This is a genomic window from Streptococcus sp. bf_0095, from assembly GCF_004166885.1.
Taxonomy (GTDB): Bacteria; Bacillota; Bacilli; order Lactobacillales; family Streptococcaceae; genus Streptococcus.
The window spans coordinates 438162-454007 of sequence record NZ_RCYU01000002.1 but is presented as its reverse complement, the minus strand read 5'-3'; the positions used below and the strand labels follow the sequence as shown (position 1 = coordinate 454007).

Below are 15846 nucleotides of genomic sequence, written 5' to 3'. Positions count from 1 at the left end.
GAGGATGGGGAAAGTCTCCACCCTCTTTACCTGATGACATAAAGGAATGGAATATGGGAAAAAGATTATTTGATAAGAGAAATCGATTTGGCATCCGCAAACTTTCAGTAGGGGTTTGCTCTGTAGTCGTAGCGACTTGTTTTTTAGGAGTCACTACCAGTTATGCAGAGGAACAAGCTGAGAGAAGTGAGACTCGTGAAGAACGAGTCAACACAAGTGATGTCGAGCATCAAGGGGAGGAGGAAAAAGCTGTGAAAGAGCACCAAGAAGAATCAGAACATTCCTCACCCGTAACGAGTGAGAAAGAAAACCGAGCAGTCAGCCAAGGGACAGAAGCAGCCCAACCAGCCACTTCTCTAGATGAGGAGCCTGAGATTGCGGATTACGGACCGCTTCCAAGCAAGGCCCAAATGCAATACCATCGCGAAGAACTGGCAGCCTTCATCCACTTTGGGATGAACACCTACTACGATCGTGAGTGGGGAGATGGGCAAGAAGACCCTTATTATTTCTATCCAGAGCATCTGGATACTGATCAGTGGATCAAAACCCTGAAAGACGCTGGCTTCAAACGGACCATCATGGTCGTCAAGCACCACGATGGTTTCCTCTTGTATCCTTCTAAATACACTGACCATACCATTGCCAAAAGTGGTTGGAAGGAAGGAAAAGGCGATATCCTAGCCGAAGTTTCGGCTTCTGCTAGCAAGTATGACATGGATATGGGGGTCTACCTCTCCCCTTGGGATGCTCACAGCCCGCTCTACCATGTGGATACAGAGGACCAATACAACGAATACTATCTCAACCAGCTCAAAGAAATCCTTGAAAATCCTAAATATGGAAACAAAGGCAAATTTGTTGAGGTCTGGATGGATGGAGCGCGTGGCGATGGGGCTCAAAAAGTAACCTATACCTTCGATAAGTGGTTTGACGCCATCCGTAAAGCCCAAGGGGATATTGCTATCTTCTCAGCTGAGCCCACCAATGTTCGCTGGATCGGAAATGAAAAGGGAATCGCTGGAGATCCAGTTTGGCAAAAGGTCAATCCAGATAAGATCCGCAACAATCCATCCAACAGCTACCTCAATCACGGGGATCCGGAAGGGAAGCAATACTCAGTGGGAGAAGCCGATGTCTCTATTCGCTCCGGCTGGTTCTACCATGACAATCAAGAGCCTAAGTCCTTGCGCGAATTGATGGACATTTACTTCAAATCGGTCGGCCGTGGAACTCCACTCTTGCTCAATATTCCACCCAACCAAGACGGAAAATTTGCGGATGCCGATGTGGCCCGTTTGAAAGAATTCCGTCAGACCTTGGACCAACTCTACAGTGTGAACTATGCGGCAGGAGCTTTAGTAGAAGCTGACTCGACACGACGCAATCCTCTCTACAAGGCCAGCCATTTGACAGATGGTGATGAAAAGACCAGTTGGGCACCTGCAGATGATGCCAAGACCGGCTCTTTTGTTCTCGATCTTGGAAAAGAACAGCATTTTGATGTGGTAGAGCTTAAAGAAACCATCGAGAAAGGCCAACGGATTTCTGGCTTCACCATTGATGTGGCTGTGAATGGCCAATGGGTTCCATATGGGGCTGGCTCAACTGTAGGATACCGCCGATTGATCAAAGGGCAACCAGTTGATAGTCGCTATATCCGGGTGTCCATCACCGATGCCCAAGCTACTCCAATCTTGAACGGAGTCTCTGTCTATAAGACGCCAGCCAGCATTGAAGAAACGGATGGCTATCCGCTTGGTTTGGCCTATCATTCTGACCGGACTGCTGACCGTGCCAATAGCCAATGGAATGAAGAGGGAGAAGGCGTTCGAGGCACTTCTATGTGGACCAAGGAAAAGGGAGCTTCCGTGACCTATCAGTTTGAAGGCACCAAAGCCTATGTGGTCGCAACTGTGGACCCTGGTCATGGGGAAATGGATGTCTATGTCGATGGCCAAAAACTAGCGACCGTCAATACCCAAAGCCCAAGCCGCAAACGCAGCCAAAAGGTCTATGAAACACCGGACTTGGCAGCAGGATCCCATACCTTGACCTTGGTCAATAGCAAGGGAGATGCGATCGCAACGGAAGGGATTTATTCCCTCAATAACCAAGAAAAGGGTCTCTTTGAGTTTGCTCAGCCAACCCTAGCTGTTAAGAAAGGCGACCCAGCGCAAGTCGTCGTCAAGAGAAAAGGTGGCTCTAAAGGAAGTACCAGTCTCAAATTGATCACAGAACCAGGAACAGGGGTTCATGGTAAGGTCTACAAAGATACCAACGTCACCCTTGAGTTCGCAGATGGCGAGACAGAAAAAACAGTCCAAGTTCCAACCCTTGATTTTGCAGGGAAAGCGACCGACGTCTATGACTTTAAGGTAAAATTGCTCCATCCGGATCAAGGAAGCTTGGTCGGCTTTATTCCAGAACTGACAGTCCAAGTAATGAACGAGGACCTGCTTCCAGAAAATCGCAAAGAAGTAGATGACCAAGATCCGAAACTGCACTATAGCCAAGGTTGGCACCATGAGACGGACAACAAAGACTTCTCAAATGGCACAGAATCTTGGTCAAGTTTCAACCAAGTAACTGATGAAGAAGGAAAGAAACACATTGATGTGACCATCACCTTTAAGGGGACTGGTGTTGAAGTTCGAGGAGTGGTTGATCCAAGCCATGGTCTCTACAGCGTCACTCTAGACGGAAAAGAAATCGCCTTTGAAGAAGGTCGGGGCCATGATTATGAGATCGAAGGCGATCATTATTTCAGTGGCTACGGAGACCAACGCAAGCTCGACCAGAGTTTGGTCAATCTACAAGGTCTAGCAAAAGGCTACCACCAGCTACGCCTGCATCTGGATCCGGCTCTCAATGATCCTCAGTCATCCAGAGCCATCCAGGTAGACCGGTTTGTCCTATCAGGAAAAGATAGTCAACTGCTCAGTCAAGAAGAGCTGCAACAGATTATCAAAGAAGGAGTTGAAAAGATCAAGGCTACTTCTCTCGATCGCTTGAAAGCAGACCTCAAACCGACGGTTCAAGGACAATTGACGGAATTGACTCAGTTGTTGGATCAAGAGCGACCAGATTTGGTTGCTGCAGCTAATCAAGTCGAAGCCCTTGAAACCATCTTAGGAGATGTTCACAATTATGAACCGCTGACGCAGACACGCCCAGACGAAGGTGTTCGGGATTTGGTTCTTGAAAAGCCAGAACTTCTCATCGAAGCAGAAGAAATTCCATTTGAGAGTCAAACACGTGAGAACAAGGACTTGGCCAAGGGCGAAAGCCGGATCCTTCAATCTGGGAAGGTCGGACGCCGGCTGAAATTGATCGAGGTTCGACAAGAAGAAGGCAAAGAAATTCGGACAGAAGTCGATGCCTTTGTCGAAGTGGAGGCCCAGGACCAGATCACAGAAGTCGGAACGAAGGAAGCAGAAGAAGCTCCTATGATTCCGGATGTGCCGCTACCAACAAAACCAAGTGAAGACTCACAAGAAACGAAACCGCTCCTTCCTCCAGAAGACAAAAAAGAAAGTGGAATTGCTCCAATTTTGAAACCGACAGCTTCGAAAGAGACTCCTCTTTCTCCTGTGGTAGAAGCAGTAACTCCGGACCCTGTGCAGTCCCAAGAAAAACTGCCACAGACAGGATCAGAGAAGGCAAGTTTCTTAGCTTGGATCGGACTACTCGGCTTAGGCTTCCTAGGCGGAAGAGTGAAATACGCTCGTCGGAAATCCTAATGCCCCTTCTATAAGAGGTTAGCAATCGCTAGCCTCTTTTTTGTTCCTTCTAACTACCAGTAAGGGGTCTTCAGATTCCATCTCGACGTAGTCTTTGCTTTATTTACAGGCGTAAAAATTGTATAATAGTCAGATAAGGTCAATAATGACATCATGGATGATGAGACCATTTTTGATCCTCTGAAAAGCAGAGAGCTTATCTAGAATGAAAAGGTTAGAAAGGAGCATCATGGCAAGTAAAAATACATCAGATAGCATTGAGGCCTATATCAAGTCGCTACTGGCCCAAGCAGGAATCGCAGAGCTCAAGAGAAGCGAATTAGCGGATGTTTTCCAAGTTGTTCCTAGTCAAATCAATTATGTGATCAAGACCCGCTTCACCGAAAGTCGAGGCTATATCGTAGAGAGCAAGCGTGGAGGCGGAGGGTACATCCGGATTGGCAAGGTCCAATTTTCAGACCAACACCAGATGCTAGAAGAGCTTGGCGCAAGCATCGGAGAACAAATCAGTCAGACTGTTTTTAGTGATATTCTCCAGATGCTATTTGAAGAAAAACTCCTTACAAAGAGAGAGGCAGAGCTTTTGTCAGTGATGACAACAGACGAGGTTCTGGGAAGTGAAGCCCATCGCTTACGAGCCAATATCCTACGAAAAATTATCCAACAAGTCGATAGAAAGGGAATGTAATCTCCTTATGAACTATTCAAAAGCCCTATTAGAAACGATTGAAGCCGCTCAAATCTTGGCGGGTCATTTTGAGTCTCAAACGCTAGATACCTGGCATATCCTAGTAGCCCTAGCAAATAACCCTTATAGTGTAGCTGGCTCTGTCTTAAGTGACTATCCCATGCAGATTGATGATTTTCAAGATGCGGCGGAGCACATTACGGGTCAAGTCTATCAACGGGATGGCCGCTATGAGGTATTTCCATTTTCTTTCCGTGTCGAAGAAATCATGAAACGTTCCCAAGAGATTGCCCAGGCAGTCCATGCCAAAAGTCTTGGAACAGAGCATGTCCTCTTGGCGCTTCTTTTAGAACGGGGAACCTTGGCTTCTCAAGTATTGGAGTATGTCGGCTTCCGCTATGATGATCAGGAAGAGGGCATTAAAATCGTCGAGCTTCGGAAGAGCTTGGAACAACGAGCAGGTTGGGACAAGGAATCTGTCAAGGCTATTCGTTCGCTCTATCGGGCCCAGCAACCAAACCGTCAAACCATGGGAAATATGATGGGCATGCCAGCCTCTACCAGCGGTGGTTTGGAAGACTACACCCGAGATTTGACAGAAATGGCTCGCAATGGCAGTTTGGAACCGGTGATTGGCCGGGGTCAAGAAATCTCGCGGATGATTCAGATTTTGAGTCGCAAAACGAAAAATAATCCGGTCCTTGTAGGTGATGCCGGTGTCGGAAAGACCGCTCTAGCCTTGGGCTTGGCTCAACGGATTGCCAGCGGAGATGTCCCGACGGAACTGGCTAAAATGCGGGTCCTAGAATTGGACTTGATGAATGTTGTCGCAGGGACGCGGTTCCGTGGAGATTTTGAAGAGCGGATGAACAACATCATCAATGATATTGAAGAAGATGGGCATGTCATCCTCTTCATTGATGAGCTCCATACCATTATGGGATCTGGCTCTGGGATTGACTCCACCTTGGATGCGGCCAATATCTTGAAGCCAGCCTTGGCTCGCGGGACCCTACGGACCGTAGGAGCCACTACGCAAGAAGAATACCAAAAACACATTGAAAAAGATGCCGCTCTTTCACGCCGCTTTGCTAAGGTCTTGATTGAGCAACCCTCTGTTGCAGATAGCATCGCGATTTTGCAAGGGCTCAAGAAGACCTATGAACGTCACCACCGTGTCCATATTACGGATGAGGCCATCGAGACAGCTGTTGTCTATGCCAATCGTTATTTGACCAGTCGCCTCTTGCCTGACTCCGCCATTGACCTTTTGGATGAAGCGGCAGCGACGGTGCAAAACAAGGGGCCTCAAGCCGGGCTTCAGTCCGATTTGACAGCTGCCGATCAAGCCTTGCTCAAGGGGCAGTGGAAAAAAGTTGCTCAGTTGCTAAAAGAAGACGCTAGTCCAAAAGGCTACCAGCTAGAAGTCAAGGAAGAGGATATCCTGAAGACACTCAGTCAATTGTCAGGCATTCCTGTGGAGAAACTAACCCAAACAGCGGCTAAGAAATACCTTGAATTGGAAGCAGAACTTCATAAGCGCGTGATTGGTCAAGATCAGGCTGTCTCAAGTATCAGCCGAGCGATTCGTCGCAATCAGTCGGGAATTCGGTCTCACAAGCGACCAATTGGTTCCTTCCTCTTCCTCGGTCCGACTGGGGTCGGGAAGACTGAGCTGGCGAAGGCGCTGGCTGAAGTCCTCTTTGATGACGAGTCCGCTTTGATCCGCTTTGATATGAGTGAATACATGGAGAAATTTGCAGCCAGTCGTCTCAACGGTGCCCCTCCAGGCTATGTCGGTTATGAAGAAGGGGGCGAGTTGACGGAAAAAGTCCGCAACAAACCATATTCAGTCCTCTTGTTTGATGAGGTGGAAAAAGCCCATCCAGATATCTTTAACGTTCTCTTGCAAGTCTTGGATGACGGTGTCTTGACCGACAGCAAGGGACGCAAGGTAGATTTCTCCAATACCATTATTATCATGACCTCAAACTTGGGAGCTACCGCTTTACGAGATGATAAGACGGTTGGCTTTGGAGCTAAGGATATTCGCTTTGACCAAGCCAATATGGAGAAACGCATCTTTGAAGAGTTGAAGAAGACCTATCGACCAGAGTTTATCAACCGGATTGATGAGAAGGTTGTCTTCCATAGCTTGACCAGTGATCAAATGCATGAGATTGTCAAGATTATGGTGAAACCGCTGGTTCAAACTCTAGCAGAGAAGGGCATTGCTCTGAAATTCCAAGCGTCTGCTCTTAAATGGCTGGCGACTCACGGATATGATCCAGAAATGGGAGCACGTCCTTTGCGCCGGACCATCCAGACCCAGGTGGAAGACTACTTGGCAGAGATCCTCTTGAGAGGAGAAGTGGCTGAAGGGCAAACCCTCAAGGTAGGTGTCAAGTCTGGTCAGCTTAACTTCACGATTGACTAGGAGGATATGCAGTGCCTCTCAAACGCTTGACCCGAATCACCCTCTTAGCAGCCCTCTGTGTGGTACTGAGACAAGCCTTTGCCTTCTTGCCCAATGTCCAACCCATTAGTGCCATTTTCTTTTTACTGGTGCTATTTGAAGACTGGCAATTTGCCTGTTTGGTGATGGCGGTCACCATGTTTACCTCGGCTTTTCTCTTGGGGATGAGCCCAGTGGTGCTCGCTCAGATACTGGCCTTTGGCCTCCTCTTGACTCTTTGGCGGGGGCTTTACCGCCATCTGTCTTTGCAAGTTCAGACTCTAGTGGTCGGCACCTTATCCTTTCTCTACGGGGTGCTGATTGACAGTCTTTATGCTGTTCTCTACCACATGCCTTGGTGGACCTATGCTCTGGTGAATGGCTTTAGCTTTAACTTGGCTCACGCCCTTTCCACCGCCTGTTTTTACCCTCTACTTTATGTAGTATTTAGGAGATTGTATCATGAAAAAAACACTTTATAGTTTCTTTGCTGTCCTAGCAGCTCTTGTATTGGTCAGTTGCGGACAAAGCACATCATCGACTACGGAAAGCTCAGCTTCTAGCTCACAAGTAGCGAAAGAAAAACAAATTACCATTACGGTCAGTATCGCCCCTGAAGGGAAAGAAGCTCATAGCAAGACCTTGAAAGTTGCTGAAAAAGCCAACCTGATGGAAGTCCTGAAAGCTAACTACAAGATTGAGGAAAAGAGTGGCCTCATCACCTCGATCGATGGCGTAGCCCAGGACGAAAGCAAGGGACTTTATTGGATGTACAAGATTAATGGAGAGATGGCACCAAAAGGGGCAGCAGAAACGGCTGTCCAAGATGGAGATACCATCGAATTTTATCAAGAAGTTTATCAATAAGAAAAAGAGTGAATGGTTGGAGTAGGGCTCCATTTGTTCACTCTTTTTTGAAACTAGTTTCTATTTTTTATAAGACTTGCAAATCCTCTTGACTTCCCTATAGATAAATGTTACAATTATGTTACAAAATGTAACAAATGTTACAAAAGAGAGGTATTGCCATGAAAATGAAAGGAACCTTCTTTAGTCTATTTACCCTTGCTCTAACAGCTACTCTTCTCTTAAGCGGATGTGGATCAGAAAAGAAAAAGGAAACCAGTCCATCTTCAACTAGTAAAATTGCGCAAGTGAAACAAAGCTCTACTAGTAAAAAAGAAGAGAAAAAGACCGCAAGCAAAACCACACAAAGCACAGAAGTTGCACAATCTCCTGCAATCGCTTCGAGCGAAACACAAGCGAGCCAAGAAAATCCATCAACTCCAGTGACACCAAGAGTTCCAGAAGCCAGTCAAGGCCTGGTTCCAACTCCTTCCAAAGAAACAAAACCAGCAGTGAACTCAGCACCTGAAAAACCAAAACTACCTAGCTTGGAAGAAGGTCGCACGACTGCCAAAGAACAAGCCTCTAAGACAGAGAACCCACGCTATAAAGGTGTATTAGCTTATGCCTCAGGGGATTATTCTGGAGCAATAGGTAGTTGGACCGACGGTCGCGATACAGGCGTAAGCATCGGACAAGGTGGACAAGTAACCATTCAAACTCCTGGTGGCGATGCAGTTGGCTATACAATTGGAAGCTATGAATACAACTTGGATCAAGGTCATTACCATGCTGGCTTGATTTCCACCCAAGATGGATCTGCAGCTAGCCTGGATATAGTTGTCGGTCAAGATGGTCAAGTGGCAAGTGTTCAAGTGACAGAAAATGGCCATGCGCATGCCTTGGTTCGGGAATAATGGCTCGCCACTGAGAAAATTTAAAAAATGATTGAAATCAAAGATTCAATTCTGTATAATAACATACAGAGTTGAATCTTTTTAATTTTTGTTTTATAAAAATATATTTTTTTATAAAAAGATATTGACAGATTGAAATTATAGTTTATAATAAAATCATAAGCAAAACATGTTTTGACATTATGATAAAGGAGCCAGTTAGATGAAAGAAAAAGTGGCAGTAGTATTTGGAACGTTTGCCCCCCTTCATCAAGGTCATATTGATTTAATTCAACGGGCAAAACGCCAATGCGACCGCGTTTGTGTGATTGTCTCTGGTTACAAAGGTGACCGAGGAGAAGAAGTTGGCCTTCCTTTGCAAAAACGTTTTCGCTATATTCGAGAAGGTTTTTCAAATGATGAACTCACCCAAATTTATAAATTAGACGAGACAGAACTTCCTCGCTATCCCTTAGGATGGGAGCCTTGGTTGAAAACAGCCTTAGAAACCATTCAATATGATGCTGAGAGAGAAGAGCTCATCTTCTATGTTGGGGAAAAAACGTATCAAGAGGAACTTGAAGCGAGAGGCTTTCAAGCGCACTTACAGGAGCGTCAGTTTGGCATCTCAGGAACCCTTATCCGGGAAAATCCCAGCAAGTATTGGAAATATATTGCGCAACCCTTCCGTCGTCAGTTTACCAAAAAGGTCCTCATTATGGGGAGTGCTAGTAACGGGAAGACGACCTTGGCAAAAGATTTGGCCCGCTTCTATGATGCGCCAGTGAGTTTGGAGTATGCTCGCGAGTACCAGATCAGAAATAATGTACGGGATGATGAGCTGACCCCCAAGGACTATTATTATCTCCTACTCGGACAATACGATCAAACCTCAAAATTAATCGATAGTAGTGCCAATCGTGGACTGGTCATTGCGGATACCAACTCTCTGGTGACCAAGGGCTATTACGACTACTATATGGAAGTAGAAGGCCAAGAGACCAGTATGACGGATACCTTTGATAACTTATTCGTTAGTATCCTCGCTAAGGAAAAATGGGATCTGATCTTATTTGTCCAACCCATTGGATCCTATGTCAATGATGGTTTCCGTGATATGACCATGGCAGATGATGAAATTCGCAACAGTTTTTCAAATCACCTGGATCACCTCCGCCACCAATACCTCGCAGATATCCCTACAGCCTATCTCGGACAAGACTACTTGGGGAATTATGAAGAAGCGAAGCGTGTCATCGATACGATTTATCAAGCTGATTAAAGGAGAAACAGAATGAAACGACTACAAGAAAAAATTCAGACATTTGGGGAGCATTTAAAAAATGTCCATAGAGAAGCTGGCAAACGTGGCTTCGTAGGGATTATGAAACTCCTTTGGAAAGACCTATTTGCAGGTCGCACTCTGACACAATGGCTGTATCTGATTGCTTTATCTAGCGTGCCCTTTGTCCTAGAGTTTACCAATCAGGAAGCAAGTCACGATTGGTTAGGGCTCTTTGCCTCCTGGACAGGAATCGTTTGTGTGATACTAGTAGCAGAAGGTCGGGCTAGTAACTATCTCTTTGGAGCAGTAAACTCAGCGATTTACCTCATCCTAGCCTTGAACAAAAACTTTTATGGAGAAGTTCTGACAACCCTGTACTTCTTCGTGATGCAACCAATCGGCCTCTATGTCTGGTTGTCAAATCGGATCAATGACCAAGGAGGAGCAGAAGAGTCTCACTTTGAGGCCAAGAAATTAACCTTGATGGAATGGATCAAGTATTTGGTTCTAACAGCTCTGATTTGGATCGGGATGGGCTATGCCTATAAAAGCATCCACAGCGCACGACCTTTCCGTGATAGTGTGACAGATGCGACCAATGGAGTCGGGCAACTTCTCATGACCGGTCTCTATCGCGAACAGTGGATTTTCTGGATTGCGACCAACCTCTTCAGTATCTACCTCTGGTGGGGAGAAAGCATCCATATTCAGGGAATGTATTGGGTCTACACCCTTAATAGTTTGGTTGGTTGGTACCAATGGAGCAAAGCTGTGAAAAAGGAGGGGGCTTAAATGATAGCAACAAGCATTCCGGAAGGGATGAATGAAAAGGAATACTACGAGACAGTCGTCAGCGAGGAAGAATTCCTCCGTTGGTATAAGGAGCAGGATCATCCCACCTATGAAAATCCAAGTGTAACTACCGATATGGTGGCCTACTGCTTTGTGGAGGGGCGTTTGAAGCTCTTGGTGATTCGCCGGAAAACCCACCCTTGTCAACATCGGGTGGCCTTGGTTGGAGGATTCTTGCAAAAGCATGAAGATGCTATCCAGGCTTGTATCCGTGAAGTCCAGGAAGAAGTTGGACTAGAATTGACCCCTCAAAAGGTCGAGCAACTAATGACAGTTTCTACTCCTGGTCGGGACCCTCGGGGTTGGGTCATTACCATTGCTCACTTGGTTTATTTGCCAGCTGAAGCAGTAGATATGGTCCGAGCTGGAGATGATGCTAAAGAGGTCCTTTTCCTCGATGTGGACTTCAAACATGGGGAATGTTCCCTAGATGGGCGTGTCTTGACGGCTGAAGATTTTGCCTTTGACCACTATGAGATTGTCCAAGAATCCATCAAGCGGATCCAAGGGCGCTTGGCCTGGAATCCAACCTTCCTCCATCTCCTAGAAGAGCCTTTCACCGTATACGAAGCAACCGAGTTGGTGAATCTGATCCATCCAGATAAAGAAATTTTGACCAATAATTTCCTTGTGACCTACGGTTCCTATGTCGAAGAGGTAGGAGTCAAGCGGGTACCTAAGAAAAAACCACGCAAGACCTATCGCTGGAAAGAGTAGGTCGAGCGAGAGCTGTTCTACTAGCCTTCAGTTACTTTTAGTAGCCGAGGGCTTTTTTTAGCAAGAAATATTAAAAAATGTCAAAAATAGTTGACATTTAATTTTTAGAATACTATACTATAGTCAAATATACACGACATTAATTTAATAGGAGGAAACATGAACCGTGTGAAAGAATTTCGCAAGGAATTGGGGATGTCTCAACTCGAACTTGCTAAGGATATCGGTGTCTCGAGGCAAACTATCAACATGATTGAAAACGACAAGTACAATCCGACCCTGGAACTCTGTCTCAATCTCGCTCGTACCCTCCAAACGGACCTCAACAATCTTTTTTGGGAAGATGATTTTTAACAAAAAGGAAAAAGAAAATGAAACAAGAAACTTTTACTGAAAAACTGATTAAACGCACATATGGCATTTCTGGACCACTTGATGAACACAAACGATGCGAGGCAGATCGCATTGGAAATAAAGTCTTTATGGTCCTCTTTTACCTGATGATATTTGGCAATCTCATTCCTTTTGTCCTTGCTTATAAATATCCTCAAATTGTCGCTATTGGCTATCCTCTTGTGGTGTTTTGCATTGCGATGCTGTCTGCTTTCTATGTGGTCTCCCAAACCAAGAAAACGGGCATCACAGCCATTGATCCCGAAATGTTGAGCCAAAAAGAAAGCAAACAGTTACGCTATCCTGGCATCAAAGCTGGTCTGCTCTATGGAGTTTTTATGTTCTTTGGAATACCTCTTCTCAATGTATTAACGGATAATAGCAAAAACTATCTTACCTCTCTTTTCAATCTAGGTCATTTTATATCAATCCTTTTCGCAGCCTTCTTTTTCGGCTTGGTGATGCAAATTAGTGTCTCATTTCGCATTCGAAAAGCCAAGGAAGATCAAGACGACTATTAGGAGGTAACTTATGAAATCATTAGTAACCCTGCTTACCTATCATCTTTTGTTTGCTTCCCTACTCACTTTCATCATCATTTCAGGAAACTTGCCGCTCTATGATATAGTCCTCATTCTAGTCTTTCTTCCAGCACTCAATAAAGGATTGGCTTATCTAAAGATAGATTCCCAAAAAACGCGCATACTCAACTTAGCACTATGCTTTATGATTATATCCTTGCCACAACTGACGGTTATTTTAAGTGATTGGAAATATTATTTACTATTCACTATCGCTACCCTTTCTTCTATCACTTATCTTTATTATCTCTATCAATTCGTAAAAGAAACAAAGTAACATCATTCATTTAGGAGAAATTATCCATGCAAAAAGAAGACTTAACAACTCGCTTACTTCGAAATTTCTTTCATATCCAAGGTCCCTTTGATGAATGCCGACAAGAGGTTATCTATAAGGCTTGCGCCCGTTCCATGGTCCAAATCTTTTACTCTTCCTTCTTTCTCTTCCTGTTCTATATTTTGTTCGGACGCTTTATAGAAATTGTTCGATCGGTTATGCCCTACCTCTATTTCGGACTCATTTTGTTCATGAGTATAAAAGCCCAAAGAGCTGTCAAAGAGCTTCATCTTGAAAAGGATGATAAATCAGAAATCATCTACAAAACCTACAGCAAACACCAAATAAAAGTTCGTAGTTGGTTGGTATTTATAATTATTGAGATTGGCTTATTTGCCCTGCTACTCTTTCATAAACTATTCGTTCAGCAGATGCCCCTTTCAACATTCCTGGAAAAAATCATCCAAACAGAGATAATGATCCCCTTACTGGTCTTTGGTCTTAGTATTGGAGCCATCTTTGGGACTATGACTTATTGTTTTTTATCCGAACATGAAGATCAGTAGGAGAAAGCAGAACAAATTGATTGTATACGTTATCGGTAGAACCCATCTGGCACTTGTGAACGCTAGGAGTTGATTAGTTCCTTAAATACCGTAATACATAGACAAGAATTGTTAAACAAATGATAGTTTTGAGCCAAACGAGGAGGTTTAAGACCGGAAACTGCAGATTGCCTTGGCCATTTTCAATGAAGTAGTTGTCATGATCATTGGAAGTTTTTCCATATTCTCTAAGTTCATAGATCTGAACCTTATCCTTATCTGTCAATTTCATAATAAAAACACCCCTAAAGCTAGATTTTTTGAGTCTAACTTTGGGGGTGTAGTTCATATAAGGTCCTATTTTTATGCTTCTTATGCTTTTAATTGTAAGAGTTCTTCAATCTCAGCCAGAGTGCTAGCTTGCGAGATGGCTCCGCGTAGTTTGGCTGCGCCTGAGGTACCACGGAGGTAGTGAGGGGCAAGTCCACGGAATTCGCGAACGGCAATGTGCTCACCCTTGAGATCAATCAAGCGTTTCAGATGCTCATAAGCAATCTTCATCTTGTCTTCGAAGGTTAAATCAGGCAGGATTTCTCCTGTTTCAAAGTAATGATTGATTTGATTGAAGAGGTAAGGATTGCCCATAGCGGCACGGCCGATCATGACCGCATCGGCACCGACTTCTTCGATCCGTTGTTTGGCGTCTTGCACCGTCCGGATATCTCCGTTGGCGATAAATGGAATCTTGGTCAGTGCTTGTGCAACCTTGTGAAGGGTCTCAAGATCCGCATGACCCGTATACATTTGCTCCCGGGTCCGTCCGTGCATGGCAAGGGCGGAGACACCTGCAGCTTCAGCTGCGAGGGCATTCTCAACTGCTAGAGAAGGGTCAGACCAACCTGTCCGCATTTTAACAGTGAGGGGGATATCAAGGACGGATTGAACCTTGTTAATGATAGAGTAGATCTTGTCTGGGTCCTTGAGCCACATGGCACCCGCCTCGTTCTTGACGATTTTATTAACTGGGCAGCCCATGTTGATATCGACGATATCGGTCTTGGTATTTTCTTGGATAAATTCAGCTGCGCGTGCCAGGCTGTCCTCATCGCTACCAAAGAGCTGAATCGATACAGGATTTTCACCTTCATCAATATGGAGCATATGCAGGGTCTTTTCGTTATTGTATTGGATTCCTTTATCAGAGACCATTTCCATGACTACAAGCCCTGCCCCGAGTTCTTTAGCAATCGTGCGGAAGGCTGAGTTGGTCACACCGGCCATAGGTGCAAGGACCGTCCGGTTTGGGATCTCGACATTCCCAATCATAAAAGGTGTATTAAGATTTGTCACGAATGAGTTCCTCCAAGTCGTTTTTATCAAAGTGATAAGCCGTCTGACAGAATTGGCAAGCGATTTCCGCGCCATGGTCCTCGTCCTTCATTTCTTGAAGGTCTTTGGCTGGCAAGCTAGCCAAGGCATCCATGAAGCGTTCCTTGCTACAGTCACATTGGAAGCGGATCTCTTCTTCAGAGAGACGTTTGTAGTGATCTTCGCCATAGATGGCAGTAAGAAGGGCTTCAATATGGTCGTCAGAGGCTAAAAGGGTAGAAATGGCCGGCATTTCTTGGATACGTTTTTCAAAGCGGGCAATTTCTTCTTCCTTGGCATTTGGCAAGACCTGCACCAAGAAACCACCGGCAACCTTGACCTTGTCTTCTTCATCAAGAAGGACATTGAGCCCCACTGCAGATGGAGTTTGTTGGCTTTCAGTCAAGTAATAAGCTAGGTCTTCACCGATTTCTCCAGTGACGAGAGGTGTCATGGAATGATAAGGATTGCCTGTGCCGTAGTCGGTAATCACTAGGAATTCCCCGTTTCCGACAAATGGTCCGACCACGACTTCACCGGTCGCTGTTTTCTTGATATCCACACCAGGATTTTGCACGTAGCCTTTGACGTTTCCTTGAGTATCTGCCACAGTGATGATAGCACCAAGTGAGCTAGTACCGAGGATTTTCACCGTTATCTTGGTGTTTCCCTTTTCATTGGCGGCGAGAATTTGACTTGCGATCAGGGTCCGACCGAGGGCCACAGTTGAGCTTGCTTGTGTCTGATGGTATTCTTGGGCTGCTCGCACGGTCTCTGTACTGTCTAGTACAAAGGCACGGAAGGAGCCACTTTCTGAGATAGTTTTAATAATTTTGTCCATAGCTTCTATTTTAGCATAAAATAGAAAAACAAGCGCGGGCCTGCGCTTGTTTTTGGGGATTAGGAAGAATTTTAAGACCAAAAATAGTATAATAAAACAAAGGAGGCTAGCATGAACCAATCTTTGAAAACGGCAGTCTATGGTTTGGCGGTAGCTGATGCATTAGGGGTTCCGTATGAATTTTTAACCCGAGGCAGTTTTAAAGCGGTTGAGATGGTGGGCTATGGAAGCCAACAGTAACTGGCTGGAACTTGTTCAGATGATACTAGCCTTGTATTCGCGACCTATGATTCTTTTTAGGAAAAAGGGAAGATTTCCTCTGCTATATGCAGGAGAGGTTTGAAATTTGCTTGTTAGAG

General features: G+C 45.2%; 15 protein-coding genes and 2 pseudogenes. 14 read left to right on the top strand and 3 right to left on the bottom strand.

Annotated elements, in window-relative coordinates; genetic code table 11:
* The first annotated feature begins 53 nt into the window (after positions 1–53).
* From EAI95_RS06770 to EAI95_RS06710, 13 genes are all read left to right on the top strand, one after another.
* Entirely contained in the window at positions 54–3743 is a 3690-nt protein-coding gene (locus EAI95_RS06770; protein WP_129822558.1) for an alpha-L-fucosidase, read from the top strand.
* Between the two features lie 229 nt (positions 3744–3972).
* Positions 3973–4431 carry a CtsR family transcriptional regulator gene (locus EAI95_RS06765; protein WP_129822557.1) on the top strand — a complete coding sequence of 153 codons (459 nt, stop codon included), beginning with the start codon at positions 3973–3975 and terminating at the stop codon, positions 4429–4431.
* A 7-nt stretch (positions 4432–4438) separates the two neighbouring features.
* Positions 4439–6868 (top strand): ATP-dependent Clp protease ATP-binding subunit, encoded by a 2430-nt coding sequence (locus tag EAI95_RS06760; protein WP_129822556.1) that lies wholly within the window; start codon positions 4439–4441, stop codon positions 6866–6868.
* Positions 6869–6879: 11 nt separating this feature from the next.
* Positions 6880–7368, top strand: coding sequence for an ECF transporter S component (locus tag EAI95_RS06755; RefSeq protein ID WP_023027354.1), 489 nt, complete (start codon positions 6880–6882; stop codon positions 7366–7368).
* Positions 7349–7753, top strand: a complete 405-nt coding sequence (locus tag EAI95_RS06750; RefSeq protein ID WP_129822555.1) for a DUF4430 domain-containing protein — start codon at positions 7349–7351, stop codon at positions 7751–7753. Before EAI95_RS06755 ends, EAI95_RS06750 begins: the two co-directional genes overlap by 20 nt.
* Positions 7754–7914: 161 nt before the next feature.
* The gene (locus EAI95_RS06745; protein WP_129822554.1) at positions 7915–8649 is read left to right on the top strand and encodes a hypothetical protein; all 735 of its coding nucleotides are present in this window, start codon (positions 7915–7917) and stop codon (positions 8647–8649) included.
* A gap of 202 nt (positions 8650–8851) precedes the next feature.
* Entirely contained in the window at positions 8852–9910 is a 1059-nt protein-coding gene (locus EAI95_RS06740; protein ID WP_048690743.1) for an AAA family ATPase, read from the top strand.
* A 12-nt stretch (positions 9911–9922) separates the two neighbouring features.
* Positions 9923–10705, top strand: a complete 783-nt coding sequence (gene pnuC, locus EAI95_RS06735; protein WP_129822553.1) for a nicotinamide riboside transporter PnuC — start codon at positions 9923–9925, stop codon at positions 10703–10705.
* Positions 10706–11482 carry an NUDIX domain-containing protein gene (locus EAI95_RS06730; protein WP_129822552.1) on the top strand — a complete coding sequence of 259 codons (777 nt, stop codon included), beginning with the start codon at positions 10706–10708 and terminating at the stop codon, positions 11480–11482.
* Positions 11483–11641: 159 nt separating this feature from the next.
* Positions 11642–11836 carry a helix-turn-helix transcriptional regulator gene (locus EAI95_RS06725; protein ID WP_129822551.1) on the top strand — a complete coding sequence of 65 codons (195 nt, stop codon included), beginning with the start codon at positions 11642–11644 and terminating at the stop codon, positions 11834–11836.
* Between the two features lie 17 nt (positions 11837–11853).
* The gene (locus EAI95_RS06720; RefSeq protein ID WP_129822550.1) at positions 11854–12396 is read left to right on the top strand and encodes a DUF3278 domain-containing protein; all 543 of its coding nucleotides are present in this window, start codon (positions 11854–11856) and stop codon (positions 12394–12396) included.
* Positions 12397–12406: 10 nt separating this feature from the next.
* On the top strand, positions 12407–12733 hold the full coding sequence (locus tag EAI95_RS06715; protein ID WP_129822549.1) for a hypothetical protein: 327 nt from the start codon (positions 12407–12409) through the stop codon (positions 12731–12733).
* A 26-nt stretch (positions 12734–12759) separates the two neighbouring features.
* The gene (locus tag EAI95_RS06710) at positions 12760–13299 is read left to right on the top strand and encodes a DUF3278 domain-containing protein (RefSeq protein WP_129822548.1); all 540 of its coding nucleotides are present in this window, start codon (positions 12760–12762) and stop codon (positions 13297–13299) included.
* Positions 13300–13372: 73 nt separating this feature from the next.
* On the opposite strand, the pseudogene EAI95_RS06705 reads toward EAI95_RS06710, so the two are convergent.
* The 3 genes and pseudogenes from EAI95_RS06705 to hslO all read right to left on the bottom strand — a co-directional run.
* Positions 13373–13509 (bottom strand): annotated as a pseudogene (locus tag EAI95_RS06705) (C4-dicarboxylate ABC transporter); the annotation flags it as partial.
* Between the two features lie 141 nt (positions 13510–13650).
* Complete coding sequence (gene dusB / locus EAI95_RS06695) at positions 13651–14628, bottom strand: tRNA dihydrouridine synthase DusB (RefSeq protein ID WP_049471951.1); 978 nt, start codon at positions 14626–14628, stop codon at positions 13651–13653.
* The gene (gene hslO, locus EAI95_RS06690; protein ID WP_277752546.1) at positions 14615–15487 is read right to left on the bottom strand and encodes an Hsp33 family molecular chaperone HslO; all 873 of its coding nucleotides are present in this window, start codon (positions 15485–15487) and stop codon (positions 14615–14617) included. Before hslO ends, dusB begins: the two co-directional genes overlap by 14 nt.
* A 111-nt stretch (positions 15488–15598) precedes the next feature.
* Here hslO and EAI95_RS06685 point away from each other — a divergent pair.
* Positions 15599–15784 (top strand): annotated as a pseudogene (locus EAI95_RS06685) (ADP-ribosylglycohydrolase family protein); the annotation flags it as partial.
* Positions 15785–15846: the final 62 nt, after the last annotated feature.